The following is a 26,769-nucleotide window of genomic DNA, read 5'->3' as shown; positions in this document are numbered from 1 at the left end:
ATGATCTGTCATCGGAGCGGTCGATTAACCCACACTCTTTTACAGAAACTAGCCTACCAAACCAACTTGCTAACATCAGCAAGCTTCACAATATCCGCCGAGATCGATGCCAACGTAGCCAAACGATTCCGACGCACTTCCTCCTGCTCCGCCATTACCATGACCGAGTCGAAGTAGCCCGTGATTGGTGCCTTCAGCGATGCGAGCGATTCCAGCGCGCCTGCAACATTGCCGTTAGCAAGCTGCTCCGAATACTCCGGATGAACGGACTTCCAAGCATCGTGCAACGAACGTTCCGCTGCTTCCACGAAGAGCGTCTCGTTCACTTCCGACGTCTCTGCCTTCGCCGCCAGATTGTTCACACGGCTCCAAGCGTCGACGACCAGCTTGAACTCATCCTTCGCTTCGCCTGCTGCACGTGCAGCCAATACTGCAGCGCGCTCAACTGTCAATTTCAAATCGTCGAAACCTGCAGCCATCACCGCATCAACAACGTCGTAACGAACGCCTTGCTCCGTCAGCACGTTCTTCACGCGCAGCGAGAAGAAGTCATACAGCTCTTTACGAATGTCAGCGGCAGAACGTTTCAAACCGCGCTGTTCGTGAACCGAGATTGCAATATCGAACAGGTCGCCGAGCGCGAGCGGCAAGCTTTGCGCCAGAACTGTCTGCACGATACCTGCAGCTTGACGGCGCAGTGCGTACGGGTCTTGCGAACCCGTCGGGATAATGCCGATCGAGAAGCAGCCGACGATCGTATCGATTTTGTCGGACAGGCTGACAATTGCGCCTGGCAGTGTCGCCGGCGCACGGTCACCTGCGAAGCGAGGCTGGTAGTGCTCATTGATTGCTTTCGCAACTTCTTCGCGTTCGCCAGCTTTGCGCGCATAGTCTTCACCCATGATGCCCTGCAGCTCCGGGAACTCACCGACCATTTGGGTAACGAGGTCAAACTTGCTGATATCGGCAGCGCGGCTGATGTCACCCGTTGCCGTCGCGTCAGCACCAACATGCGATGCAAGCTTGTCAGCGATAGCGCGGATGCGGCGAACCTTATCTGCTACCGAACCAAGCTCTTCTTGGTAAACGATCGTCTCGAGCTTCGCCAGCGCGTCTGCAATCGCGAGCTTCTGATCTTCTGCGTAGAAGAACTTCGCATCGGACAGGCGGGCGCGAAGAACTTTCTCGTTGCCTTTGGCAACAACATCAAGCGATGTGCGGTCGCCGTTACGAACCGTAACAAAGAATGGGAGAAGTTTGCCTTCCTTATCGAGGACAGGGAAGTAACGCTGATGCTCACGCATCGACGTGATCAGAACTTCTTGCGGAATGTTCAAGAACGATGGATCGAACGTACCGAACAGAACGCTTGGCGTCTCGACCAGGAACAGAACCTCTTCTAGCAGATCTTCCTTGACTGCGATTTCCCAGTCTTTCTCCTTAGCAAGCTCTTCGATCTGACGAACGATCTCCGCCTCACGCTCTGCGATGTCAGCGATGACATGCTGTGCGCGCAGTGCTTCCACATAATCAGCCGGCTTCGCAATCGTCGTCTCGGAACCAAGGAAACGGTGGCCGCGAGTAACGTTGCTGCTCTGAACACCCGTAATCTCGAGCGGAACGATGTCCGTACCGAACAGCGCGATCAACCATTTGATCGGACGAACGAATTTCAGATCGTAGCTGCCCCAACGCATGTTCTTAGGGAACGTCATCGATGTAATGATGCCAACGAGACCTTCGGACAGCACCGATGCCGTATCGACGCCTACGCTGCTTTTATTGCCGTACACGTATTCAACGCCAGCCAGTTCTTTAAAATAAAGCTGTTCCGGCTCGATGCCTTGGCTGCGCGCGAAGCCGAGTGCTGCTTTGCTCCATTCGCCTTGCTCGTTTTGAGCGATTTTGCGCGATGGACCTTTCACTTCCTCGTTCACGTCCGATTGCTTCTCAGCCACTTCGCTTACGAGAACAGCAAGACGGCGTGGCGTCGCATAAGCCTCTACCTTGCCATAAGCAATGCGGGAATCGTCCAGCCATTTGGACAATTTATCTTTCAATTGGTTGACCGCAGCGCGCACGAAGCGTGCCGGCACCTCTTCAAGACCGATCTCGAACAATAGATCCTTAGCCATTCTTATGCATCTCCTTTCTTAAGCAGCGGGAATCCAAGACGTTCGCGTTCTTCCAGGTACGTCGCTGCGCAAGCGCGGGCGAGGTTGCGGACACGAATGATGTAGCCCGTACGTTCCGTTACGCTGATTGCACCACGCGCATCAAGCAGGTTGAATGCATGCGAGCATTTGAGTGCATAATCATACGCTGGGAATACGAGATTGCTCTCCAGAGCATTCTTCGACTCTTCTTCGTACATGTTGAACAGTTTAAACAGCATTGCCGTGTCAGACTTCTCGAACGTATATTTGGAATGCTCGAACTCAGGCTGCAAGAATACGTCGCCGTATTTGACATCGCCAACCCACTCCAGATCGAACACATTTTCTTTCTCTTGAATGTACGAAGCCAGACGCTCCATACCGTACGTAATCTCAACAGCGATCGGGTTCATATCGATGCCGCCGACTTGTTGGAAGTACGTAAACTGCGTAATTTCCATGCCGTCGAGCCACACTTCCCAGCCGAGGCCCCATGCGCCAAGACCTGGGTGCTCCCAGTTGTCCTCAACGAAGCGGATATCATGATGCGCAGGGTCGATCCCGAGACGCTTCAAGCTCTCCAGGTACAGCTCTTGAATGTTGTCAGGCGATGGCTTCATGATGACTTGGAATTGGTGATGCTGATACAGACGGTTCGGGTTCTCGCCGTAACGGCCGTCCGCAGGACGACGGGAAGGCTCGACATAAGCAACGTTCCAAGGCTCTGGACCGATTACACGAAGGAAAGTCATTGGGTTCAGCGTACCTGCACCCTTCTCGACGTCATATGGCTGTACGAGAATGCAGTTTTGCTCTGCCCAGAATTGCTGCAGCGTAAGAATCATGTTCTGGAAATTCATTTTCATAAGCTCTACTCCTTTTTAGTTTTACCTCTAACACAATGTTCAAGCTCAAGGCATCGCTATTCGGTCCGTATGTAGACACAAAAAAGCTCCCGCCTCTACGCCTGATTGATCAGACGTAGGGACGAGAGCATGCTCCCGCGGTTCCACCCTACTTGGCAGGGGCTGCATGAAGCCGAACGGCTTGCAACGATCCTACCCTCTTTTCCACAAAATGCACTCCAGAGCGCCCTTTCATCGAATGATCCGTCCGGGCTTCCACTGTCCCCGAATCGCTAAACGGCCGATCCAATCCGATTACTCTCTCCATCATCGTACAATATTCAACTTACCTTTGAAATATAGTATTCGTTTTTTATCCCATTGTCAAATCGAAACCGGCTTTGTCGAACCATCCTCTGCGAGCTGTGCGGCCGAAGGATGAAATGCCGATGCGAACTTGGTTTTCTTATGATGACGCCAGCGTAAGAAGCTGACCGTTCCGCGTACATATTCATCGCTGATCATCCCGATATAGATACCTAGAAGCCCATACTCGAGCGGTACGGCAAGGTAATACGAGACGACAACCGCGCAGAACCACATGATCGGAAGGGTATAGTACATGACGTTTCGACTGTCGCCGATTGCATTAAGCGCCTGACCGATCGCCATGTTCCACATTTTTCCTGGCTGTAGGATGAGATTAAGCCATAGCAGCGACAAGGCGGCGTCGATGATGCGCTGATCGTCGGTGAACAACTGAAGCAGCTGATGACGGAACAACAGGATAATGCCTGTATTCACAAGCACGATGACGATTCCCCGCACGAGCACCTTATAGGAATCGGAGTACATCTCTCGATAACGGCCGGCTCCGTACAAATAACTGATACGAATCTGTATGCCCATCGCAAGCGACATCCCGAATAGGAAGGCGAAAGACTCGATCGTGTTCAGATATGTACGCGTAGCCAATTGCTCAGCACCCATCGTTGCGATGAATGAGAAAATGGTTAATTGCGAGAACGTCCAAGACGCGCCATTCATGCTAAGCGGCCAGCCGAGCTTGACGACTTCCTTCAGCAGTTTACGGTTAAACTGCAAAAACTCGCGGAACTGAATTCGTTCGCCGAATGCATGCCGGAACAACCGCAGCTGGAATAGCATCGCAGTCGCGCGAGCAATAATCATCGACAAGGCAACGCCGTACAGCCCCCACTTCGGCAGTCCGAAGGCACCGAATATAAAGCCGTAGTTCAGCACGATGTGAAGAACGTTCATACCAACGGCAATGAGCATCGGCGATCGGGTATCCCCCGTATTGCGGACGGTTGTGCTGAACGACAGATTGAGCGCCGTAATGATCATGCCGCCTCCGACGATGGACATATACGTGTGCGCCAGCGGACGAATCTCAGTCGGAACATTCAGCATGCCAATAAACAAATTCGTGCAGCTGACAAGCAGGATGGATACAACGATGCCAATCATCGCTGTAATGGCAACCGACATCACGCCGATCTGCCTCGCCTCCATCCGCTTGTTTGCCCCCAGCTTCTGAGCAATGAGAATGCCAGAGCCGCTGCAAACAAGCGAAAATAATACGATTACGGCATTGAAAAACTGCGTGGAGATGCCAACCACGGCGACTGCATCATCCGAAATACGGCTTACCATGACGGTATCTGCTGTACCGAGCATGAATTGAAGCGTCATCTCGATCATAATAGGCCATGTCAGCGCCCAGATCGACAGCTTCGACTCTTCTGATAAGGACGAAGCTTTTTTTCGATTAAACATATGGTCAACCGCCCCTCCTGTCTGACGCAATTGTAAAGGCATGCGGAAAGACCGTCAAACCGCAAATGTAATCGAATTCATCCATTTACGCTCAAAAAAGAAAGAGATGTTCGCGATTTCCGAACATCCCTTCCATATTAGCCTATCCGTGCCGTTATATCTCGTATTTATCCATCTGGTCGAGAAAATTCCTGGATTTCAACTGCAATCCGAGGTGCGAATCCAGCAAGCGGCGCATCACTTTCTTCACCTCTTGCTTCGTCTCCAGCTTCAAGGCAATGCTGCCTAAGCGCCGTAGGTCAAGCTTGCGGAACAACCGCAGCACCTTGAGCGTTCCATCGCTTAGCCGAATCGCGTATGGATCGCGATGCGCACATCGTCTGCATAATACGCCGCCGCTTCCAACGCTCAGCAGGAATGGCGCTTCCTCCGTGTCGCACGACACGCAGTGATCCAGCTGCGGATCGTAGCCGGCGCGCTGCAATACTTTCATCTCATACAGATGGCTCACGATCTGCGGATCCTTATCCGCCTGCAGCGCCTCGAAACACGCCTTCAATTGGACATATAGGAACGGATCAGCCTCATCGTCCTGCAGGCTTCGATCCGTCAGCTCCGCAGCGTACGACGCGTATGCAGCCAGCTCCAGCCGCTCGCGCAGCAAATGGTGAGATTCCATAATCTCACCATGATTTAACGTCCCAAGACCGCTGTTTCCTTTGAAATACACGAATTCCCCGTATGTAAACGGCTGGGCGAGCGAACCGTGACGGCTTCTGGCCTTCTTCGCACCGCGAATGATGACACCCGCCTTGCCGCCGCCCTCCGTCAGCAGGGTAACGATTTTGTTGCCTTCCCCATAATCCATACTTCGAATAATGATGGCGCAGGTTCGGTACAGCATCCCCTATCTTCTCCCATCGCAGGCATTCGCCCTGCGCCAGTTCAGGAGCAATTAACGCGACGCACCACAACTGCCACCCTACACGGGTGCAGCCGCTCCTTCCTCCTCGTTCTCCTGCATGTCGAGGGAGGCTGCATCATCTGCGGAATTGTTCTCGCTAAGCTGGTGCATTTCCTTGTAGAGCAAAAACGCGTCGACGTTGCCGGTCAACGAAAAATACTTCCACGAAAAATCTCGCATACGTATTCACCCTTTCCGCCCTGCCAGAAATCGCTTAAGGTTGCCTGACAACCATAGCTTGCGATAAATGGGGAATACGTATCCTTGTCAAAATTCGTCAATCGCAGCAGATGCTGTTTGCATCATCCGAAACGACCTAACGCTGATCAGTCGTTCTGGAAGCCAAGATCCTTCAGTACGCGCTCTTGGTTGCGCCAATCCTTCTTCACCTTGACCCACAACTCAAGGAATGTGCGGGAGCCAAGCAGCGTCTCGATGTCGCGCCGCGCCTTCTTCCCGACTTCCTTCAGCAGGGCGCCTTGCTTGCCGATGATAATGCCCTTCTGCGAATCGCGTTCGACGAAGATGACGGCGCCAATGTAGACGACGCCATTCTCCTGCACGCGCATATCTTCGATCTGCACAGCAATCGAGTGCGGAATCTCCTCGCGCGTCAGATGAAGGATTTTCTCGCGAACCAGCTCTGCGACAACGAACTGCTCCGGATGGTCGGTGATCTGGTCAGCAGGATAGTACTGCGGTCCTTCCGGCAAATATTTGCCGATCTGATCCAGAAGCGTCTCAACGTTATTGCCCTGCAGGGCGCTGATCGGGACGATTTCTGCGAAATCATACAAGTCTTTGTACTGGACGATTGTCTTCAGCAGCGTCTCCGGGTCAACTTTATCGATCTTGTTCATAACAAGAAATACTGGCGTATTCTTGACCTTGCTCAACTGCTCAATAATGAAACGATCGCCGCCGCCAAGACCTTCCGACACGTCGATCAAGAATAGGGCAGCTTCCACCTCTTCCAGTGCGCTAATGGCCGACTTCACCATGTAGTTGCCGAGCTTCGACTGCGGCTTGTGGATACCAGGCGTATCGAGGAAAACGATCTGTTTGTCATCCTTCGTGTAGACGCCGTGAATCTTGTTCCTCGTCGTCTGCGGCTTGTCCGACATGATCGCAATTTTCTGTCCGATAATGTGATTCATAAGCGTCGACTTGCCGACATTCGGCCGTCCGACAATGGCTACGAAGCCAGAATGAAATTTGCGCTTACCGCGTTGTTCGGTTTGATTCGATTGTTTCATCAATTGATACTCCTTCTATGCTTGCTCTGCTTAGCTTACTCTATTATACGTTCATTTGTTCAAATCAGCCGCCGAGAACGCGCCAGGCAGCAATTCGCCGACCGTCATGACCGTTCGGTCGCCCTGCAGATTGCCCATCACGACGGGCATGTCAGGCCCGCACAGCTCCAGCAGCACTTGGCGGCACACGCCGCACGGCGCAATAGGGCCTTCCGTATCGCCGATAACGGCAATGGCTTGAAACGTCCCCGGCTTGCAGCCGTCGGCAATTGCACGGAACAACGCCGTCCGCTCTGCGCAGTTCGTAGGCCCGTAAGCGGCGTTCTCCACATTGCAGCCGTGGTGAATACGGCCTTCTTGATCCAATAATGCTGCACCGACTTGAAAATGGGAATACGGCACGTAAGCTCGACTACGAGCCTCACGCGCCGCATTCATCAAATCGCCCCATCGTTGCAGCCTGTTTGCCGCTTCAGACATGCATCCAGACCTCCCTGGCTAATTGCATCGAATATCGAGTCAGCGTTATCAACCGAACAGCCGATGCCACATCGGCGGGCCCAGCAGCAGCAAGCCGACCCCGATCGCGAACAGGACTGCGACGAGAACAGCGCCTGCCGCCGTATCCTTCGCTGCCTTGGCGAGCGGATGCCGCTCGAGCCCGATGCGGTCGATCGTCAGTTCTATCGCCGTATTGACGATCTCAAGCGCGATAACGAGCGCGAACAGGACGAGCAGCAGCGCCCATTCAATCGCCTTCAGCTCCAGCCATATGGCAGCCGCTGATACGAGCAACGCTGCTGTCAGATGAATACGCACGTGCCGCTGCGTGCGTATTGCATATCCGATTCCTGCAGTCGCAGCGCGCAGGCTCTTGAGGAACCGCCGCATTAACGCGGCAGACCGGCCTTCTGCAGCACCGCTTCTTGCTTGGCCGTCATCTCAGCTTCGGTTTCTGCATCCTGATGGTCATAACCGATCAGATGCAGGAAGCCATGCACGAACAGAAAGCCTATCTCGCGCTCCAAAGAATGGCCGTAGTCTTCGCTCTGCAGCTTCGCGCGCTCAGTCGAAATGATAATGTCGCCAAGCATGCCCGAGAACGGATCCTGCTCATCCTCCGATACGACCTCGAAGACGATCTCCGGCTCTTCTTCGCCTTCCTCCTGCATCGCGAACGACAGGACGTCGGTAGGACGGTCAATGTTACGAAACTCTCGGTTCAGCCGATGAATTTCTTCATCGTCGACGAACGTAAGCGACACTTCACCTTCTGTAATTCCTTCTTGCTCTCCAGCGATCTGGAGCAGCTGCTCCAGACGGGTAATCCAGGCTTCAGGAATTTCGATCTTCGATTGCTCATTGCTCCAATCCAATTGCAAGCTCATGCCAGCCGCTCCTTCGGTTTGACGTCTTCTGGATATTCGATCCGCGAGTGGAAAATGCCGATGACCGCTTCCTTAAGCGTCTGCGCGATTTTATCGAGCTCCTTCATCGTCAGATCGCACTCGTTGAATTGGTTATCATCCAGACGGTCTTTAATAATCTTGTGGATCATCGTTTCGATCTGTTCCATCGTCGGCTTCCGCAAGCTGCGAACCGCAGCCTCTACACAGTCGGCAATGCCGACAATCGCAGCTTCCTTCGATTGCGCTTTCGGTCCCGGATAACGGAAGTCGTCCGCCGTGAAATCCGGTTCGACGCCTTGTTCCTCCGCTTGCTTCAATGCCTTGTGGTAAAAATATTTCAGGAACGTCGTTCCGTGATGCTGCTCTGCAATATCGCGAATCGGACGCGGAATGTTATATCCGCGCAGCATCTCGACGCCGTCCCGCGCATGCGCAACGATAATCGATTTGCTCAGCTTCGGCTCGATCGAATCATGCGGATTCTCGATGTTCGTCTGATTCTCGATAAAATAGTTCGGCCGCTTCGTCTTCCCGATATCGTGGTAGAACGATCCGACCCGGCAGAGCAGACCGTCCGCTCCGATTGCCTCAGCGGCCGCCTCGGACAAGTTGCCTACCATGACGCTGTGATGGTAGGTACCAGGAGTTTCCGTCAGAAGCTTGCGCAGAAGCGGATGGTTCGGACTCGACAATTCGATCAGCTTCAGCGCAGATAGAATGCCGAACGACACTTCGAAGAACGGCATAATACCGATAACGAGAACAGCGGTGATCAATCCGCTGGCGAATGCGAAGCCGGTAGCGTACAGCAGCTGGCTTTCATCGATTTTCTCACCGAGCAATTGAATGGCTAATACGGACAACGCCCCGAATAAGCTCGCCATAATGCCGGCTTTAAGAATCGTGGAGCGCTGGCTTGCACGATGGACGGCAAAGATCGCCGAGAACGATACGACAGCAATAACGAAGCCGTAATCGAAATCGAACAGCCGCTCGTGGCTGGCATTGAATATGATGCTGCCCGCAATCGCGAACAAGAATGAGCTGACGATGGCAACTTGCATATCCAGCAGGAGGGCGATAAGCATCGTCCCTGTAGCAACAGGAGCTAGATAGCCGACGTATGACGTTTCGGCCGTCTGCGGCAAGCTGACGATCTGCATCATCGTCAAATTGAGAACGAAGATAAGCAGCAGCATGAGCAATTGCGGATTGCCATACTTCGGCTTCGCACCGCTTATGCCGCCGGATTGCGCCATGAAATTAAAGAGAATGACGACGAACAACACGGAGAGCAGGAACGATCCGAGCTGCGGCCAGTACGTCTTTTTGTCTTGAAGAAGACCTGCATTCTCAAGCAATTCGTACTTCTCGGCCGTAATCATCTCGCCTTTGGCAACGATCACTTCCCCTTCAGGAATCGTGACGCGCTGCGTCAGCTCGCGCGCATTCGCTTTCGCTTCGTTGGTCGCTTCTTTATCGAAGAACTTGTTCGGCATGATCGCATACCGCGCCAGCTCCTGCACGATCTCTCGCGCAGTCCGATCGGTCAATGTGCTCGTGTTGACGAGCTCGGATACGCGCGCACGCGCTGTCTCCGCATCGCGCAGCTGTTCGCCCATCAACTTGCGAACGGTTTCCATTGCGACAGTGCGCATCTCGGACATTTGATCCTGCGTCAGCTTAGGAAGCTTATAGTACGTTTCCTCTGGAATCGCGTACTTCTGTCCCTTCGCGGTCTGCAGCATCTCGTCGAGCAGCGTATCGTTGTACGAACCAAGACCACGATTCGACTTCGCGTACTGCTCGAGGTATTCATCATATTTGCGCGGAATTTCATTCCGATAGATTTCGATCTTCTCTTCCGTCGTGACACCATCATCCATATTCAACTGATCCATACGGGTGAAAATCTGGTCCGCCAACTGATCGCCGCGGAGCGCGACGAACGTATAGATCTGTTCCACTGCATCTGCGGCTTTCTCCTGCGCTTGCAGCGTCGCTTTCTCATCGAATATTTGCTTCGGCGCTTCAATCGTCTTCTCACTGACCGCGCCTTTCATTACATTGTAGGTTTGCGGTACGAGATAAGGAGAGAAGTTGAAATAGAACAGCAGCATGAACAGAAAAAGCAGCGCGTAGCGTACGCCCGCGCTCTGCTTCCAGCCTGTCGTTCTCGTCCGATGATTCTGACGGTTGTCCTTGTTTCGGTTCATGCAGCGTACAATCCTCTCTATGCTTGGTTTTCCGCGTCGTGGTTGTAAGCCGTTATAATTTTCTGTACCAAGGTGTGACGTACGACATCCTGCTCAGAGAAGGTAATAAATCCGATTTCATCTATGCCTTGGAGAATGCGAGAAGCTTCGATGAGACCGCTCTTCTTGCCCCTTGGCAGGTCAATCTGTGTCACGTCACCTGTTATAACCATCTTGGAGCCGAAGCCAAGACGCGTTAGAAACATTTTCATCTGCTCGGGTGTCGTATTTTGTGCTTCGTCGAGAATGATAAACGAATCGTCAAGCGTCCGCCCCCGCATGTAAGCAAGCGGTGCCACTTCGATCATGCCGCGCTCGAACAGCTTCGTCGTCTGCTCAAGTCCCAGCACATCATGCAAAGCGTCATACAACGGACGCAAGTAAGGATCGACCTTCTCCTGCAGATCACCGGGCAGGAAGCCCAGATTCTCGCCTGCTTCAACAGCAGGACGCGTAAGCATAATGCGTTTGACAGCGCCTTCCTTCAGCGCCGCAACGGCTAGCACGACCGCTAGATACGTCTTACCGGTGCCGGCAGGACCGATACCGAATACGATATCCTTCTTCTTGATCGTCTTGATGTAATGACGTTGGCCGATCGTCTTCACGCGAATCGGCTTGCCTTTATACGTCGTTGTAATCGTATATGTCAGCAAATCAAGCAGCTGATCGGCTTGCAGCGAACGCGCCAGCTCCAGCGCATACGTAACATCCCGCTCCGTCGGCGTGAATCCGCCGCGAATCAATTGCAGCAGAACACTGAACAGCTGCTCCAGCGATTCGACCTCCGCCGCTTCGCCGTGGATAACAATCTCCGCTTCGCGCGATTGAATCGAAGCACTCATCTGTCCTTCGATCAGCCGCAAGTATCGATCCTGAGGACCGAATACTGCAAGACCTTCCGCTGCGTTGCGCAGCGTTAATTTTACCGATTTCGTCTCATTGTGCAAATAGACTCATTCTCCTTGCGTACTCACGATTGGCATTTCGGTCACAATAGATTGTTCGACTTCCAAAAGCACTTTCAAATAAACTTTACCATTGTCCGTCTTTTCATGCAAAAGTTTTTCCGCCACAATAACCGCGTCTGTCCCAGCTTTCGTCATCAAATCGGCCTTGGCCTGCTGTATTCCCTTCGTTACGGCCTCTTCCTCCGTCAACTTCCGTTCATCCAACCGGACCTCAAGTACCGACTCCTTCATTCTGCCGAATGGGAGCTTAATCCCATGCCAGGACAACTGCTCCTCCCTTTGCACTACTTCGAAGTCCGAATAAGAGGTTTTACCGAAACCGCTGACCTGCAGCGCTCGTCCTCCTGCGACAACATGCCACTTCGTTGTCGATTCTCCTGTATATACTTTAACCTTTTCCGTCAGAGGAGAAACGATGTTGTATTCATGCCATACAAGACCGCGCACTTTCCCCTTGGCTATGACCGTCTGTATGTTGGTCTCATCGCCCAGCGAACCGGAAATGAGGATATCGCCTTTCTTCACGCGCATATTGCGCTTGACCACCGGTCGGCCTGCATCCGCTTGGATGTCCGTAACTACAGCATCATCCGTTGCGATGAGATGTCTAGGACTTAGCAGCGGGCCTTGATTAGGCTTCGTCGACTCTACGATATTGATGATGATTGAAGTCCCCTTCTTCTCAACGCCGACCCACGAGGCATCCGGCAGCCTTGCAGCGATCCGTTTGGACAATACTTGCGGATCATCCAGCTTGAACGACCATTGCATTTGGCGGATACCCTCTGCCTCCGCAGCCTTAAGAATCTGCTCGTCCGATATACGAATATTGCCGGACACCTGGACGTTCCACACAAGAGAGGAGAGCAAATACAATCCGACAAAAAACAACAAAAGTCCGACACCGAAAAAGACGCGGCGCCGCACCTTCAGTATCCAGAACGGCATGCCGTTTCTGCCCGTTACATGAATGCGACAGCTTGTCCGCTTCAAGTAGGGACGAAGACGGAAAAAATGTCCCACCGTCGTCTCGAATTCCAATTGTCCCTCGCTTGTCCGTCTAATCGACCACAGCGTAAGGCCGCCTTGAAGCGCCTGGTTGACGAATGATTCCAGCTCGCCCCCTCGCGCCCGCACCGTGACGATGCCTTTCACCCAGTGCATCCATGTCCCCTTCATGCCGGTCGCTCCTTTCAACGTACTTCAATATGCTTAATGACCCCTTCAACGAACACTTCCTCCGTCCAGATCGTCCGAATGACCAAGTCCTCGCCGGTCACCTCAAGTTCGCCCTTGCTGAGCGCAAGACGAAGCCGGTCGCTGGAGAAATGAAGCACGCCGCGATGGTTCTCAATATAGAGCTGCCGGTCGCCGATCATCGTCAAACGCGGAAGGTCATATACAACATCCTGAGGAAGCTCCAACAGGTTCGCCGTCCACTTCTGTAATCTGCGGTTCATTCGACGCATAGCGGTATCAGCTCCCTCCTCCCGTACTTTACCAACCTATGCGCATCGAAGCCCGAATATGAAGCGAACCTCCATGATGTAACGGTATTTTCGGAACAAAAAAACACCGGCGCCAGTAATCGGCGACCGGTGTTGCAATTAGACGGTGTGCTATTTGTTACGCCATGCACGTTTGGCACGCGGCGGCCCAAGCACTTCGGACCAGATAACCGCCTGTCGCAGCGCAACTGCAGACAACTCCTGTTGCGGGCGTGAAGACGCATCAGAGACAGCAACGTGGGGCGTGTCGCTGGCTGCAGCCTGCGATCTTCGCGGTGCTGCAGGTGCTGCTGATACCGCCCGATCGACGGACCTAGCAGACGCCTCTTGCTCGGGTGGTTCGCTTGCGGCATATGGTGAATATTCTTTATAGTCTTCATCTTCCTCGTCGTCATCCCAGTTGGGCCGTCCTGCCGGTGTATGATTCGCCGATGCAGGGCGAACATCGCTTGGCGATTGCCATTCGCCGCTGCCGAATGGCGGCATCTGCCGTGGCTGTCTGTTATTGCCGCCTCTCATCTTGCCGATCGCTGACAGCAGGAAGCCTCCAAGTACGAGGACGATGTAAATGTTATCGATAAGAAAATCAATCAGCTTCTCCATAGGAGCTACGCCTTCTGATCGTCATTCGGACTGCTAGATACATCCGGCTTGCCGATCGAGCTGCGCATTTGCGTATCTGCTTCAATGTTCTTCAGATTCATGTAATCCATTACGCCGATCTTGCCGCTCTTCAAGGCATCAGCCATCGCAAGCGGCACCTGCGATTCCGATTCAACGACGCGCGCGCGCATTTCGACAACTTTCGCCTTCATTTCCTGCTCTTGCGCGACTGCCATCGCGCGGCGTTCTTCGGCCTTCGCTTGCGCAATTCGCTTGTCTGCTTCCGCTTGCTCCGTCTGCAGATGCGCCCCGATATTCTTGCCTACGTCTACGTCCGCGATATCGATCGAGAGAATTTCGAATGCCGTACCTGCGTCGAGTCCTTTGCCAAGCACCGTGCGCGAGATCATATCCGGATTCTCAAGGACATCCTTATGCGAGTTCGACGAACCTACCGTTGTAACGATACCCTCGCCAACGCGAGCGATGATCGTTTCTTCGCCCGCACCGCCGACGAGACGCTCAATATTCGCACGTACGGTTACACGCGCTTTGACCTTCACTTCGATACCGTCTTTCGCTACAGCAGCAACGATAGGCGTCTCGATGACACGTGGATTGACGCTCATCTGCACGGCTTGAAGCACGTCACGACCGGCGAGATCGATTGCTGCCGCACGTTCGAACACTAGATGAATGTTGGCACGCTCTGCAGCGATAAGCGCATTGACGACGCGGTCGACATTACCGCCTGCGAGGAAGTGACTTTCCAGCTGGTTAATGTTTAGTCCCAATCCAGCCTTGGTCGCTTTGATAAGCGGGTTAACGATCCGACTCGGTACAACGCGGCGAAGACGCATTGCTACAAGCGTAATGATGCTGATGCGCACGCCCGATGCAAATGCGGATATCCAGAGCATGATCGGGAAGAAGCTAAGGAAAATGATCACAAAAATAACAACGACCGCGATGATAAGCAAGGTGACGATTTGTGGATCCATGCATACAACTCCTTTTTATTCGTTATGGGATGGGTTAGTTTCCTTGACGACGATTCTCGCGCCTTCCACGGTTACGATGACGACCGATATGCCAGCCCCTATAAATCGGCCATCGGTTACAACATCCAATCTCTCGCCGTCGAGATCGACAGCGCCAGCTGGTCGGAGCGGCGACAGCGTAATGCCCGTTCGTCCAACCAGCGTATCGCGGGACGGGTTCGAGACATATCCCTGCTCGGTGGACAGCTTGTCGCGAAGAATAAATTTGTTCCAAATGCCTCGATGACTGAATTTCTTCGCCATAACATACACAATAATGGTTGCTGCGACAAACGCGATAAGCAGAGCATATAGCGCGGTAACCGCATCGTGCGAGGCGGTCACAACGCCTGATACAAGCGAGATGGCGCCAAGGGTACCCAGAATGCCGAAGCTCGGGATAAACAGCTCAGAGACGAGCAATACGAGCCCGAGAACGAATAGCAGAACAGATTCTTGACCGGCAAAGCCCGCAACATAATGACCGAAGAAGAACAATATGAACGATGCAATTCCGATGATGCCTGGAACGCCGAAGCCTGGCATCAGCATCTCAATGGCGATGCCTGCGATACCAAGAATGAGCAGCAGCGTAACAATGACTGGCGAGGTAAGCCAAGACGCAACATTCTCAGCCCAAGATGGTTCAATCGGAATCTGGGTACGTCCTTCAAGTCCGAGCCACTGAATCGTATCTTGTACACTGTCTGCTACATGATCGGCGTAACCCGCTTTCTCTGCTTCGGTCGCGGTCAGCGTCAATATGTCTCCGCTCGCTTTGTTCCGCCCAATCTCCTTCAATTCGATAGAAGCATTCACATCCGTCATCGCTGCTGCATAATCTGGATTTCGACCATGCAGACGAGCAGCTTCCATCATCTCGCCTGTCCAGAAGGAAATCGTCTTGGGATTATCGATCAACTCTCCTGATCCATCCACGACAGCCGCGGCGCCAATCGTGCTTCCGGGCTGCATGACAATGTGTTCGGCATTAAGAGCAATGTACGTGCCGGCTGATACGGCCTTGCCTTCGACGAACACAGTCGTTGGCACTTTGCTCGTACGAATCAGCTCTCCAATGCCTTCCGCACTATCGACCCGCCCGCCGAATGTGTTGAGGACTAACACAACGCGTTCCGCATTCGCCTCAACTGCTTCCTTGTAGGCACGCTTTAGGAATGACTCCAGTCCCGCTTCAACGGTTTTCTTCGCTTCTACGATGTACACGGCTCCACCTGCAGCGGATACCGGTTTCGTCTGCTCGTCAGCGGCTGCTGCCGAAGCTGACGTAACGAGCAGCCACGGGAGCATAACGATAACCATTAACATCAGAACAGCACAGCGCAGCAGCGGATTGTTGCTTACTTTCAGGTTTCGAACATACAAATGACGATGCCTCCCCCTTACTTCCGTTTACAGATGCATACGCACAACTAGGCCTTTCGTTGCGTTATTTTACAGATGTTGTATGTACGCATTGTTATTATACGAGAAAATCAGAAAAAACACCCCCTCTAACGAGGGAGTGTTTATGTGTCCGTATGAATTTATTGCAAGGATTGTTGCACAATCGTGTTTACCAGTTTACCATCTGCACGCCCTTTTACCTTAGGCATAAGTGCGGTCATGACTTTTCCCATTTCCGCTTTCGAAGAAGCACCGGTTTCCTGGATGGTCTGCAGTACAATTGACTTGATTTCTTCTTCTGTCAGCTGCTCGGGAAGGTATACACCAATAATATCGATCTCTGCGGCAACATCTTTAGCAAGGTCATCGCGGCCGGCTTTATTAAATTCTTGGAGGGAATCTTTACGTTGTTTGATTTCACGACTCAGTATATCAAGCACTTCGCTATCCTCCAAGGAACGCTTCAAATCAATCTCCGCATTCTTGATGGACGAACGAATCATGCGAATCGTAGTAAGTTTAAACTTGTCCTTGTCTTTCATCGCTTGCTTCATATCGTCGTTCAATCTTTCGCTAAGGTTCATTGGGACATGATCCTCCTAAAACTTTCTTTTCCGCGCAGCCTCGGACTTCTTCTTGCGTTTCACGCTTGGCTTCTCGTAATGCTTGCGCTTCTTAACCTCAGCAAGAACGCCGTCCTTTGCGATGGAGCGCTTGAAGCGGCGGAGTGCAGCATCGATAGTCTCGTTTTTGCGAACTTTCGTTTCAGACACCAGTTTTCCCTCCCTCCGAAACAGACCGTCCAGAGCATTTCACCGTAATCAAATTTCATTATAGAGGATAAGGAAAGGCAGTGTCAACTTTCTAGGCGCGAAACAATTGTACCCAATTTTCGGCCGCCTAGTATATGGATATGCAAGTGACTAACTTCCATTCCGCTATCCGCGTTGCAATTGTTGACTAGTCGATAACCCGATTCGGCAATGCCAAGCTCTCGAGCGATCTGACGTGCGGCCTTAAACAGCTCAGCGATAACGGCATCATCCGCACCGATCTCGACTTCATTCATCGTATCGATATGCTTCTTCGGAACGATGATGACATGAACTGGCGCTTGCGGCGTAATGTCATGAAAAGCGACAACCGTATCACTTTCATATGCTTTACGCGATGGCAGCTCGCCGTTTACAATTTTGCAAAAAATACAACTCATCTTCTACACCCTCTCAGCCCGAAGGCGTTATGTACGTTTTCAACACGTTCGGTTCTTAGTCGCTTGAACAACCTCTGCTTGTACAATAATTCCATCATATCGAATTCGGAACAGCTCGTCCAATCGTCTGCAAACGTTCGGCGCCAGATGCATGCCAGATCCTCGCGTGGAAGGATGCATCCAAGGCGCCATGCCGTTCGATACTGTCAAAAGAATGGCAGCACAGACAGCCCCACCAGCGCGGCGAGCGGCAGCGTCTGCCGAATAAAGCGGCGGCGCGGGTAGTACGGGTATGGATAAAACGGCGCGCCGATCGGCCCTCCGAATGGTCCGCCAAACGGTCCGCCAAACGGCGAAAATCCGCGGGAATCCACATAGACGACACCACACGGCACAGCCAGACATACGAATTGATCATCGATATGTTCGATGATACCGTCCACGCACCAGCCGTTGTACGTCCGCGCAAGTACATAACGATGCACATGATGCTTGCACCAATGCTTCATTTCCGTTTTGTCGCCTGCTGCAGGCGCTGTTACTTGCGGCAGCGCAGGTACTGGCGCCGTCAGCTGTTTCACACCTGTCGGCTGCTTCAAGACGGCTCCAGGCTTCGCAGCAGCGCTAGGCTTCACAGCAGTATCCTGCTTCGCTGCCGTTTCCGGCTTAGCCGCGGCTTCTGTTTTGGCCGGTGCCTGTTTTTGACCCAATTTACCAAGCTCCATGTCAGTTCACCCTCCTGTCTCCTACAATGTATGCAGAAGTAGGCGTTTGGCTACTGATTGGCGCTTGGTGCGCCCTTTTTCTCTGCTTTGCTTACTTGTTGGAAGCGGTATGGGACTGCGCTTCTACAATCGCCTGTTCGAGGGCGAGGCCTGAATCGACCCAGCTGCCCCCGGTTAACACGGACATCTCCACCAGTTTGTCCCCGCTCTCAAGTTGGAACGATGCAAGCTGATCTTTCAGCTTGGCATACAGCGACTGCAACGATTGGATCGCTTCTTTATCCGCTGCGGCGAGCTCGCCTGTCATTGCGCCAATAGCAGCGAATTGGCTGTTCAATGCTTGAAGCGCCTTCAAACTGTCTTCGTCCGTAATGGATGGAGATACGGTATGGGTTCGAGCATCCTCAATGAATTTAAACAGATCTGCTTGGCCTGCAGACGCTTGGCCGAGCTTGTACAGCAGCGCTGCACGATCGGCAGTCGTCGATGTCTCGAACCCGCCCAGCGCGTTCAATGCGGCATCCACATGCGCCTTAGCTGCCAGACCATGGTTGATGATCGCCTGTCCGTCACTTTGTTTCTTGTCTTGTCCGTTCTGCAGATTCTGCGAGTAAAAGAATACGTTGCCGATCAAGCTGAACGTCAGCAGGATGAGCAGCACTGGCACAGTGAAAGAACGTTTCTTCGGCGTTTCCATTTCCACTTGTAAAAACCTCCGTCATTTCCGTGTTCAAACCGTATAACCTAACGCAATCGAACCGTCACGCCTCCGCTCAGGAAGTGAACATAGCTCTCCTGAATCGGCAGTCCAAGCGACAGCTCAAGCGCTTCCGCATAAAGCTCCAGCTGGAATCGATGCTTCTCCGCCGCACTGTCCCACTGCTCCGAATATACCTGATCCGTCTTGTAGTCAAGCAGTACGATCCCATCTTGATCACGGAACAGGCAGTCCACAACGCCCTGTATAAGAATAGGCTCGTCTTCCGAGCCTTCAGCTTGAGCGCCATAGATGCGGGACGCCGGGAACGTGCAGCTGAACGGCACTTCCCGCTTCACCCACTCCGCACGCAGCATTCGCTGACCAAGCGGATTGGCGAACAGCTCGACAACAGGCTCCAGCAAGATCGCCTCCGCCTGCTTGACCGTCATAATCCGGCGCGCGATCAAATCATCCACCAACGACTGCAGAGACGCCTGCGTCACAGGCTTGTCCAGCGGGACGTGCTGCATAAGCAAATGGCTCGCCGTGCCGCGTTCCGCAGCGGTAAGTGCATTCTCCTCCATGAAACGAGGCCTGCGCAGCCGGAAGGTGTATGAAGCACGCTCTGTAGCGTCGGTATCAGTTGCATCGCTGACCGCGGCATGCTGCTGTTCCATATCTTGAAGCTGTGCAAGCAGCTCGGCTTCCGCCTCGCGCTCAGCATGCAGACGTTTCATTTCCGTTACGGACGTTTTGGCCGGAACGAATGCCGCTGAAGGATAACGGTACTGCCACGACAGCAGCCGCTCCACTTCCTCGGCAGCTCCCGATGATTCCATGATCGCCAGCTCGCCGATTGCCTGCATCCGATCGCGCATTTCCCGTTCCTGCTCATCATCCGTCTCTACGACGATAGCCGATTCCTCAGCGAACAGCGACGCCGGCATGACTGCGAACCTCCAGTCCTCTAACGGCAGACGATCGACAGGGGTTCGTCCGTCGAGCGAAGCGATCGATTCGTCAGCAGCTTGTAACGACGTGTCTGCCGAATCATCCGGCACGATTGTAGTCGTGGAGAGCAGGCCGCTGCCTGCCGCAAGCGGCCCGATCCAATCGATATAGGAGCGAGCAGCCGCGAGGCGGTCGTCAGATAGCCTGCCATTGCCGTCAACCGCTCCCGCCCATTCTTCCAGCTTCGCAACAGCATCGGTCAGCGTGCCGACTAGAATCATTTTCTCCTTCGGCCTTGTAAGGGCAACGTACAGAATACGCATCTCTTCAGCGAGCATCTCCATTCGCATCTTGCGGCCGATCGCAAGGCAAGGAAGCGTCGGATAGCTGACGCGCAGCTCTGCATCGACGAATTTCGGCCCGTAGCCGAGTTCTTTGTGCAACAGGAATGGCGCGTTCAGGTCCTGCATGTTGAACATTTTGCCAAGACCAGCAACGAACACGACAGGGAACTCTAACCCTTTACTCTTATGAATCGACATAATGCGCACGACATCCTCTTGCTCGCCTAGCGCTCGTGCCGTGCCCAGATCTCCGCCCGTATCCCGCATGCGCTCAATGAAGCGAAGGAAACGGAACAGTCCTCGGAACGAGGTCGATTCGTATTGACGCGCCCGGTCGAGCAAAGCGCGCAAATTCGCCTGACGCTGCAAGCCGCCCGGCAATCCGCCGACGAAGTCGTAGTAACCTGTCTCGCGATACAACGCAGCCAGCATCTCGGTCACAGCGCCTTGTCTCGCCGTCTCGCGCCACTGCTCCAACTGGGATAGAAAGCGCTCCAGCTTAAGCCGAATATCCTCTCTGACAGTCGCTTGGGCAGATGCGCGGCGCACCGCATCGTAGAAGCTGCCTCTGCCTGCGTCGATTCGCACTTTGGCTAGATCCGCAGCCGTCAAGCCGAAGATCGGAGAACGCAGCACGCCTGCCAGCGGGATATCCTGATACGGGTTGTCGATGACGCGCAGCAGCGACATCATCACTTCAACCTCTGTTGCGTCAAAGTATCCCGTGCCCAGCTCCGCATAAGCCGGAATTCCGAACGTCTGGAGCTCTTCGATCAGGATAGGCGCCCAGCTCGCCGTTGCGCGCAGCAGGATGACGATATCGCGCATTTGAAGCGGCCGGTATTCCTTACGCTTGCCATCCCATACAGGATGGCCCTCTGCTATAAGATCGAGAATACGACGGGCAATGACACGCGCTTCAAGCTGTGCAGTCTGCAGATCGGCTGCATCTGCCTGCGGCGCTCCTTCCTCGTGCTCTGATTCATTGTCCGAATCCGACGCGTCTGCCTCTGCCTGAGCTGCCGCGGCACCGCTGCGATCGACCAGCACAAGCTCTGCCGAACAGCGCCCTGCGATGTCTGGCGGCGGATAGGAGGCACCGCACACCAGCTCCGCCCGTTCATCATACTCCAGCTCGCCGACGCTCTCCCGCATCACCGCTCGGAAAATGCCGTTCACACCGTCCACGACCTCGCTCCGGCTGCGGAAGTTACGGGCTAAATCGATGCGAACGCCCTGTTCTCCGTTATTGGGAGTCGAAGCGTCAGTCTGCTTATCGACCTGGTCGGCTGGCGTATAGGTCTTATATTTATGCAGGAATAACATCGGCTCTGCCAGACGGAACCGATAGATGCTCTGCTTCACGTCGCCGACCATGAACCGATTGTCCGCCCGCGCGATGAGCGATACGATCGCTTCTTGCACCGTATTCGTATCCTGATATTCATCCAGCAAAATCTCGACGAACCGTTCTCTGTATTCAAGCGCCGCCACGGACGGGAGTTCCTTGTGCGGCGTGGACTTCGCATCACGAAGAATCGATAAGCAGCCATGCTCGAGGTCACTGAAATCGAGCAGCCCCTTATCGCGCTTCAGCGCCTCATACCGCCTTGCGAAGTCGATAACAAGCTCGGACAACGTCTCCATCATTGGCGTAAGTTCGGCAAGTTCGGCCCGATACTGCTCCGGTGTACGACGGAACCAACGGTCGATCACGCTTGACAGCAAGCCTTTCACTTTATCGCGGATATCCTTCGTCCGCTGCTGCAGCACCTTATCATATTCATCGCCGCGCATGCTCTTCAGTTTGCCGAAGGAGATTGCAGCAAAACGATCCGCCCAATCCTCCCAAGGCTCAACTGCCGTTACGCCTAAGAGGTTTGAAACCATCAGCAGATCATCAGACAGATTGTCCGCATATGGCGCAGGGCCAGCAGGCCGTCTCGTCAGCTCCAGCGCTTGCTCCAACAGGCCTGCGGCTCCGATTAAGGTTAGATGCACATCCGCTTTGGCAGCCTCTACCCATTCCGAGTCGCCTAGCGACGATTCCTCTGCAATACGAAATTTTGCCGCCGTCTCGCGCAGCCAATGATCCGGCCAAGGGTTGCTTCGCGAGAAATCGTACAGCTTCTGAACGAGACGATACAGCGGCTCATCTCCCCGCTCGCCGCCATAACGGTCGGCCAGCATCATGAAGATGCCGCTGTCCGCGTCCTCGCCCGCATATTTGTGCTCGAACAGCTCGTCCAGCGCATCGATTCGCAGCAGCTCGCTCTCGGTCTCGCCTGCCATTCGAAAGCCTGGATCAAGGCCGATCAGCGGGTAATAGCTGCGAATCACGTCTAGACAGAACGAGTGAAGCGTCGTGATGGATGAACGATTGATGAGCGCGAGCTGCCGACGCAGATGCTCCGATTCCGGGTTGCGTTCGAGCGCGCCTTCGAGGGCGATCCGGACGCGCTCCTTCATCTCGGAAGCCGCTGCCTTCGTGAACGTCGCGACGAGCAGCCGGTCGACGTCGGTATCGTTCGATATTTTGCGAATAATACGTTCGACCAGTACCGCCGTCTTGCCTGATCCGGCAGCAGCGGCCACTAGTATATTGCTTCCTTCAGCCGATACAGCACGCCACTGGTCATCCGTCCAAGTGGCGCCTTCCGGCTTCGGACTAAACGTTACGCCGGTCATTCCCGTTCCCCCTCGTCATGAATGCCTCTGCAGCCGCTGCGGTTTCGCGAACATGATCGTTCGCTTCGCTTTGCTGATGTCCAAGTACGGACCATACCTCATCTCGGCCGAGCTTCGGCAGTTTCGCATATTCATTGCCATCATACAGCGGGTCGAATTGGCAGACCGGCTTGTACGAGCAGAAGGTGCAAGGCGACTTGCCGCCCATTCGATATGGCGAGATCGAGACTGCGCCGCAGCCGATCGCTCCGCCAATCCGCCCAATAGCCTGCCGCACTGATACACGAAGCGAATCCCAGCCTTCTTCGGCCAAAACCGATGAGGTGCTGTAGAACGATCCGTCCTTTTTGATCGCAAGCGGCAGTACTTCCGAATGACCGGATTCGAGTTCGCCATCCATTAGCCGTACGACGTTCTCGTCGGCAACGAGCAGTCCCTTCGGCTTGAACTTCTTCAGCCGCTGCTTCCGCGCTTCTTCGCGGTCCATGCCGCCTGATGCGCTGAGCAGCGGGTTGTGCACGTGGAAATAAAGCACGCCTGCCGGCTTCACTTCTCTGCCCAGCCATGCCGCACCATGCGTCAGCAGCACATCGAGATAGGCAAGCATCTGGAGCGACAGCCCGAACGCAACCTCTTCCATTCGCAGACTGGTCGAGCTCGACTTGTAGTCCATGACACGAAGGAGCAGTCCTTCGTCCGTCTCGGCGGCATCGACGCGGTCGATACGTCCAACAAGCTCGACTTCGCCGCCGTCCGGCGTTGGTATGATCAGCGCAGGCAAGTGCCCTTCAGGTCCAAAATCGACCTCTAGCCCAACGGGATGAAACGCTGCTCGCCGCGCATGATCGGCCAGCATCATCGCAGCTTGCGTAATGATTGCCTTGAGCTTGACCAGCATATAGCGATGCCTTCCGCTGCTTAGCAGTATCTCCGATTGCAGCCGCGGCGCAATCGCCTCCACCGTCTCAGAGACGACGTCAATCGCCTGCTGCTCGGTAACTGCGCCCCATCGTTTGCCGAAACGATCGGCGATGCGGCTGAGCGCAGCGTGGAAGAGCTGCCCGACATCCGGCGCTTCCAGCCGATAAATCGGTCGTTCTTCCAGACGCAGACCATATACAGCAAAATGCTGGAACGGACAAGACACGAACCGCTCCATTCGCGAAACGCTTGCCCGCAGACGTTCCCCATACAGCTGCCTGGCCGTCTCAGGATCAAGCGGCTGTACATCATTCGTGTAACCAAGCGCGGCGGTTCGCTGTCTCAGCGGCTCCTGCCAATCTGGGCGAATCGCGAACCAGTTGAAAATATCCCACCAGACAGCATCCATCTCCGCACCCTGACGCCATGCACGAAGCTGCGCATTCAAATATGGGAGCACAGCGGCTGGCCGAACGACGAACGATAGCTGCTCTGCTCGGCTCATCTCTGCATTCGGCTCACTGCTGAGCGAACGTTCACGCAGCAGCGGGAACATGGCGCGCAAATGGCGGATCAGTTCAGACGGATGCAAGCTCTTGCCTTCCTCGTCCGCCATCGCATAGCTTATCCACAGATGACGGCTTGGCGCAGCGATTGCATTGTAGATCATGAAACGTTCGTCAAGCAGACGACGCCGTACGCTCGGCGCAAGCGGAAGACCTCGGTCCACCAGCATGTCCCGCTCCTGCTCCGTTAGAATGCCGTCCTCTTGCATCCGCATCGGAAGCACGCCATCGTTCGCTCCGAGCACGTAGCATACTTTCACTTCGCCCGAACGGGTCCGATCGACGCTGCCGATCAACACCTGGTCCAGCGACGGCGGAACCGATGCTAACTTCAGGCTGTCGAGACCCGTCTCCACCATTCCTGCGAATAGCTCCGGTGTCAGCTGCTCGTCCCCCGTCATCTCCACAAGCTGATCAAGCAGCGACATGACGCCATCCCACAGCTGGCGATGGGAACGCGACTGCCTTACGCGGCCCGCTTCTGCGTCCGCACGGCTCCATCGTTCGAGCCTGTCAGCGGCGTCGGCGAGCTCAAGCAGCCGGTACAGTGCCGTGCACATGGACCGGACGTCCTTCGCGCTGCGGAGCGCATCGCCGAAGCGCTGCAGCGGCGCAACGATTGCTTCTCGCGCCTCCAGCACGACTTGAAAGCGAGCGAGCTCGCTCTTGCTCGCTTCAGCCGCCTCTTCGTTGTCGAGCGACTCGCGGACGAGCGGCCTCCAGCTTTTCTTATCGCACCAGCGCCAGCCGTCGATGCCTGCGGCGAGGGCGTAATTTTCGAGAAGGTCAAACGATTCACGGGTCAATCTCGACTCGCTGCCATCCGGGAACAGCAGCTCTGTCTTCATACAGCGGCAAACCGCGTCATAGCTCCAGCCATGGAGAACGGTCTCCATCGCCGAACGAATAAACTCGACAAGCGGGTGATGCGATGCGGTACGCTTCTGGTCAAGGAAATAAGGAATGCCGTAATCATGCATCAGCTCAGTGAGATAGTCGGTATAATCGGTCGCGTTGCGCACCATGATCGCCATATCGCGCCAGCGCATGCCTTCTTCGCGCGCACGGCGAACCATATCGCGTACGGCAGCTTCCGCTTCCGTCCTTCGGTTAGGTGCAGCATGAAGGGATACCTCACCAGCAGACTGCTCAGGGTCGAACATCGCTTCGGTACTGATGGACGCCGGCATCGGTCTGCGAGACGCGTAGCTTCGCTCCGCATGCGCAAGCGCAGCTCTGCCTTCGAAGCGCGGAAGGGCTGAACTGTTCATCGTAATCGTCTCGGTAATTGGGACGCCATGAAGCTCTGCGAGTTCGCGGAGCTTGATGTACGTCTCTGCCGTTGGATGGAACAGCTCCAGCTCATGCGGCTGCTCGCCTGCCTCGTAAGGACGATCAAGCGTCAGCGCGATCGTCACATTGGAGGAAGCGCCTATAATGGCAGCGAGCGCTTCGTATTCCTTCGGCGTGAAGCCGTGGAACCCATCGATCCAGATCTCAGCGCCCGCCACTGCAGGACTCAGCGCGAAGCCCCGAGCGAGATAGGTCAAATAATCCTCCGCATCCGCGTACAGATGCGCCGTTTCCAGATCAAGCGCTTGGTAGAGCAGCTGGAGATCATGCATTTTGTTCGAGAGGAGCGGCGATGCAGCTGTCTCTGCAGCGGGATTGGCATTCGTCACTTCCGCCAACTGTCCGCTGTCGACGCCATATCGCTTCCATTCGGTCAACAGCTCTCCGAGCCGCTCGATGAAGCCTGGCTGCGAGCCTGCCCCTTGGAACAGCTTGAGCTCAGGCGCAAGCCGATGCATCAGCTTGTAGAGCAGCATGTTCTTGCCGTTCTCGTCGATCGGCACAAGCGCTGTGCCGCCGGTTTCTTGCATTACGCGAAAGGCGAGACGCCGGAAGCTGAGCGCCTGGGCGCGGATGGTGCCTGGGCGAGTGCTCTCTCTTAGCATCTCGTATTCCGTCTGGAAGGTTGCCTGTTCCGGCACCAGCATAATAAGCGGCGGACCATCGGGCTCCGTCCGCAGCTTGTCGCGTATTTCGTCAATGCAGTACCGGGTTTTCCCCGCCCCGGAGCGGCCAAGCACAAATCGCAGCGCCATCTCGATCCACCTTTTTCCGATCATTTTCACGCCTAGAATCAGGCATGAAGTGACTTCTATTCTAGCATATTGCGACATAGATTTCACAGGGAAGTCGAACGTACATTCTGGGAAAAAGGCTTGATGGGGGACTTGGGGTGGTGCAGAGGAATTAGATGGCTTGGGGATGATTCGGAGAAGATGAATGATATTGACGCCGTGGGGCCGCTGCGAGTCAGGGTATGCTGACGATCGCTGTTGTCCTCGGATTGTTCTGATTTTATAGATTCAGAAGTTGTAACAATCCGAGTGACAAAGGCGAGCTAAAAGCTTTCCGGAGGAAAGCTCGCATCGGAAGCA

Annotated in this window: 23 protein-coding genes; all 23 read right to left on the bottom strand. The window is 54.3% G+C overall.

Annotation, left to right across the window (positions count from 1 at the left end; genetic code table 11):
• Window positions 1–53 precede the first annotated feature (53 nt).
• The gene (gene glyS / locus SBI19_RS15515) at window positions 54–2,135 is read right to left on the bottom strand and encodes a glycine--tRNA ligase subunit beta (protein WP_317969720.1); all 2,082 of its coding nucleotides are present in this window, start codon (window positions 2,133–2,135) and stop codon (window positions 54–56) included.
• A gap of 2 nt (window positions 2,136–2,137) precedes the next feature.
• Window positions 2,138–3,016, bottom strand: a complete 879-nt coding sequence (gene glyQ, locus SBI19_RS15510; RefSeq protein ID WP_110046503.1) for a glycine--tRNA ligase subunit alpha — start codon at window positions 3,014–3,016, stop codon at window positions 2,138–2,140.
• Window positions 3,017–3,385: 369 nt separating this feature from the next.
• Window positions 3,386–4,801 carry an MATE family efflux transporter gene (locus SBI19_RS15505; RefSeq protein WP_317969718.1) on the bottom strand — a complete coding sequence of 472 codons (1,416 nt, stop codon included), beginning with the start codon at window positions 4,799–4,801 and terminating at the stop codon, window positions 3,386–3,388.
• A gap of 154 nt (window positions 4,802–4,955) precedes the next feature.
• Window positions 4,956–5,705, bottom strand: coding sequence for a DNA repair protein RecO (gene recO / locus SBI19_RS15500; protein ID WP_317969716.1), 750 nt, complete (start codon window positions 5,703–5,705; stop codon window positions 4,956–4,958).
• A gap of 78 nt (window positions 5,706–5,783) precedes the next feature.
• Window positions 5,784–5,945, bottom strand: a complete 162-nt coding sequence (locus SBI19_RS15495) for a YqzL family protein (RefSeq protein ID WP_317969714.1) — start codon at window positions 5,943–5,945, stop codon at window positions 5,784–5,786.
• A gap of 146 nt (window positions 5,946–6,091) precedes the next feature.
• On the bottom strand, window positions 6,092–7,021 hold the full coding sequence (era, locus tag SBI19_RS15490; RefSeq protein WP_317969712.1) for a GTPase Era: 930 nt from the start codon (window positions 7,019–7,021) through the stop codon (window positions 6,092–6,094).
• 51 nt (window positions 7,022–7,072) lie between these two features.
• The gene (locus SBI19_RS15485) at window positions 7,073–7,501 is read right to left on the bottom strand and encodes a cytidine deaminase (protein WP_317969710.1); all 429 of its coding nucleotides are present in this window, start codon (window positions 7,499–7,501) and stop codon (window positions 7,073–7,075) included.
• A gap of 48 nt (window positions 7,502–7,549) precedes the next feature.
• Complete coding sequence (locus tag SBI19_RS15480) at window positions 7,550–7,912, bottom strand: diacylglycerol kinase (protein WP_317969708.1); 363 nt, start codon at window positions 7,910–7,912, stop codon at window positions 7,550–7,552.
• Window positions 7,912–8,409, bottom strand: a complete 498-nt coding sequence (ybeY, locus tag SBI19_RS15475; protein ID WP_317969706.1) for an rRNA maturation RNase YbeY — start codon at window positions 8,407–8,409, stop codon at window positions 7,912–7,914. The genes SBI19_RS15480 and ybeY overlap by 1 nt, the downstream gene beginning before the upstream one ends.
• On the bottom strand, window positions 8,406–10,646 hold the full coding sequence (locus SBI19_RS15470; RefSeq protein ID WP_317969704.1) for an HD family phosphohydrolase: 2,241 nt from the start codon (window positions 10,644–10,646) through the stop codon (window positions 8,406–8,408). The genes ybeY and SBI19_RS15470 overlap by 4 nt, the downstream gene beginning before the upstream one ends.
• Window positions 10,647–10,663: 17 nt before the next feature.
• Window positions 10,664–11,635 (bottom strand): PhoH family protein, encoded by a 972-nt coding sequence (locus SBI19_RS15465; protein ID WP_317969702.1) that lies wholly within the window; start codon window positions 11,633–11,635, stop codon window positions 10,664–10,666.
• 6 nt (window positions 11,636–11,641) lie between these two features.
• Window positions 11,642–12,835 carry a sporulation protein YqfD gene (yqfD, locus tag SBI19_RS15460; RefSeq protein WP_317969700.1) on the bottom strand — a complete coding sequence of 398 codons (1,194 nt, stop codon included), beginning with the start codon at window positions 12,833–12,835 and terminating at the stop codon, window positions 11,642–11,644.
• A gap of 14 nt (window positions 12,836–12,849) precedes the next feature.
• Window positions 12,850–13,125 carry a sporulation protein YqfC gene (gene yqfC / locus SBI19_RS15455; RefSeq protein ID WP_317969698.1) on the bottom strand — a complete coding sequence of 92 codons (276 nt, stop codon included), beginning with the start codon at window positions 13,123–13,125 and terminating at the stop codon, window positions 12,850–12,852.
• 150 nt (window positions 13,126–13,275) lie between these two features.
• The gene (locus tag SBI19_RS15450; RefSeq protein WP_317969696.1) at window positions 13,276–13,767 is read right to left on the bottom strand and encodes a hypothetical protein; all 492 of its coding nucleotides are present in this window, start codon (window positions 13,765–13,767) and stop codon (window positions 13,276–13,278) included.
• Between the two features lie 5 nt (window positions 13,768–13,772).
• Window positions 13,773–14,768 (bottom strand): flotillin-like protein FloA, encoded by a 996-nt coding sequence (floA, locus tag SBI19_RS15445; protein ID WP_317969694.1) that lies wholly within the window; start codon window positions 14,766–14,768, stop codon window positions 13,773–13,775.
• A gap of 15 nt (window positions 14,769–14,783) precedes the next feature.
• Window positions 14,784–16,193: an NfeD family protein gene (locus tag SBI19_RS15440; RefSeq protein WP_317969692.1), complete on the bottom strand. Its 1,410-nt coding sequence runs from the start codon at window positions 16,191–16,193 to the stop codon at window positions 14,784–14,786.
• A 161-nt stretch (window positions 16,194–16,354) separates the two neighbouring features.
• Entirely contained in the window at window positions 16,355–16,798 is a 444-nt protein-coding gene (locus SBI19_RS15435; RefSeq protein ID WP_317969690.1) for a GatB/YqeY domain-containing protein, read from the bottom strand.
• A 15-nt stretch (window positions 16,799–16,813) separates the two neighbouring features.
• The gene (rpsU, locus tag SBI19_RS15430; RefSeq protein WP_005547957.1) at window positions 16,814–16,987 is read right to left on the bottom strand and encodes a 30S ribosomal protein S21; all 174 of its coding nucleotides are present in this window, start codon (window positions 16,985–16,987) and stop codon (window positions 16,814–16,816) included.
• A gap of 83 nt (window positions 16,988–17,070) precedes the next feature.
• The gene (locus SBI19_RS15425; RefSeq protein ID WP_317969688.1) at window positions 17,071–17,427 is read right to left on the bottom strand and encodes a histidine triad nucleotide-binding protein; all 357 of its coding nucleotides are present in this window, start codon (window positions 17,425–17,427) and stop codon (window positions 17,071–17,073) included.
• A 206-nt stretch (window positions 17,428–17,633) separates the two neighbouring features.
• Window positions 17,634–18,152, bottom strand: coding sequence for a hypothetical protein (locus tag SBI19_RS15420; protein WP_317969686.1), 519 nt, complete (start codon window positions 18,150–18,152; stop codon window positions 17,634–17,636).
• 91 nt (window positions 18,153–18,243) lie between these two features.
• Entirely contained in the window at window positions 18,244–18,855 is a 612-nt protein-coding gene (locus tag SBI19_RS15415) for a hypothetical protein (protein WP_317969684.1), read from the bottom strand.
• A gap of 41 nt (window positions 18,856–18,896) precedes the next feature.
• On the bottom strand, window positions 18,897–22,835 hold the full coding sequence (gene addA, locus SBI19_RS15410; protein WP_317969682.1) for a helicase-exonuclease AddAB subunit AddA: 3,939 nt from the start codon (window positions 22,833–22,835) through the stop codon (window positions 18,897–18,899).
• Complete coding sequence (gene addB, locus SBI19_RS15405) at window positions 22,816–26,430, bottom strand: helicase-exonuclease AddAB subunit AddB (RefSeq protein ID WP_317969680.1); 3,615 nt, start codon at window positions 26,428–26,430, stop codon at window positions 22,816–22,818. The genes addA and addB overlap by 20 nt, the downstream gene beginning before the upstream one ends.
• Window positions 26,431–26,769 lie beyond the last annotated feature (339 nt).

The sequence above is a fragment of the Paenibacillus sp. CCS19 genome, from assembly GCF_033239625.1.
Lineage (GTDB): Bacteria > Bacillota > Bacilli > Paenibacillales > Paenibacillaceae > Paenibacillus_T.
Note: the sequence above shows the minus strand (reverse complement) of the source record. Positions and strands in the feature narration are given on the sequence as shown.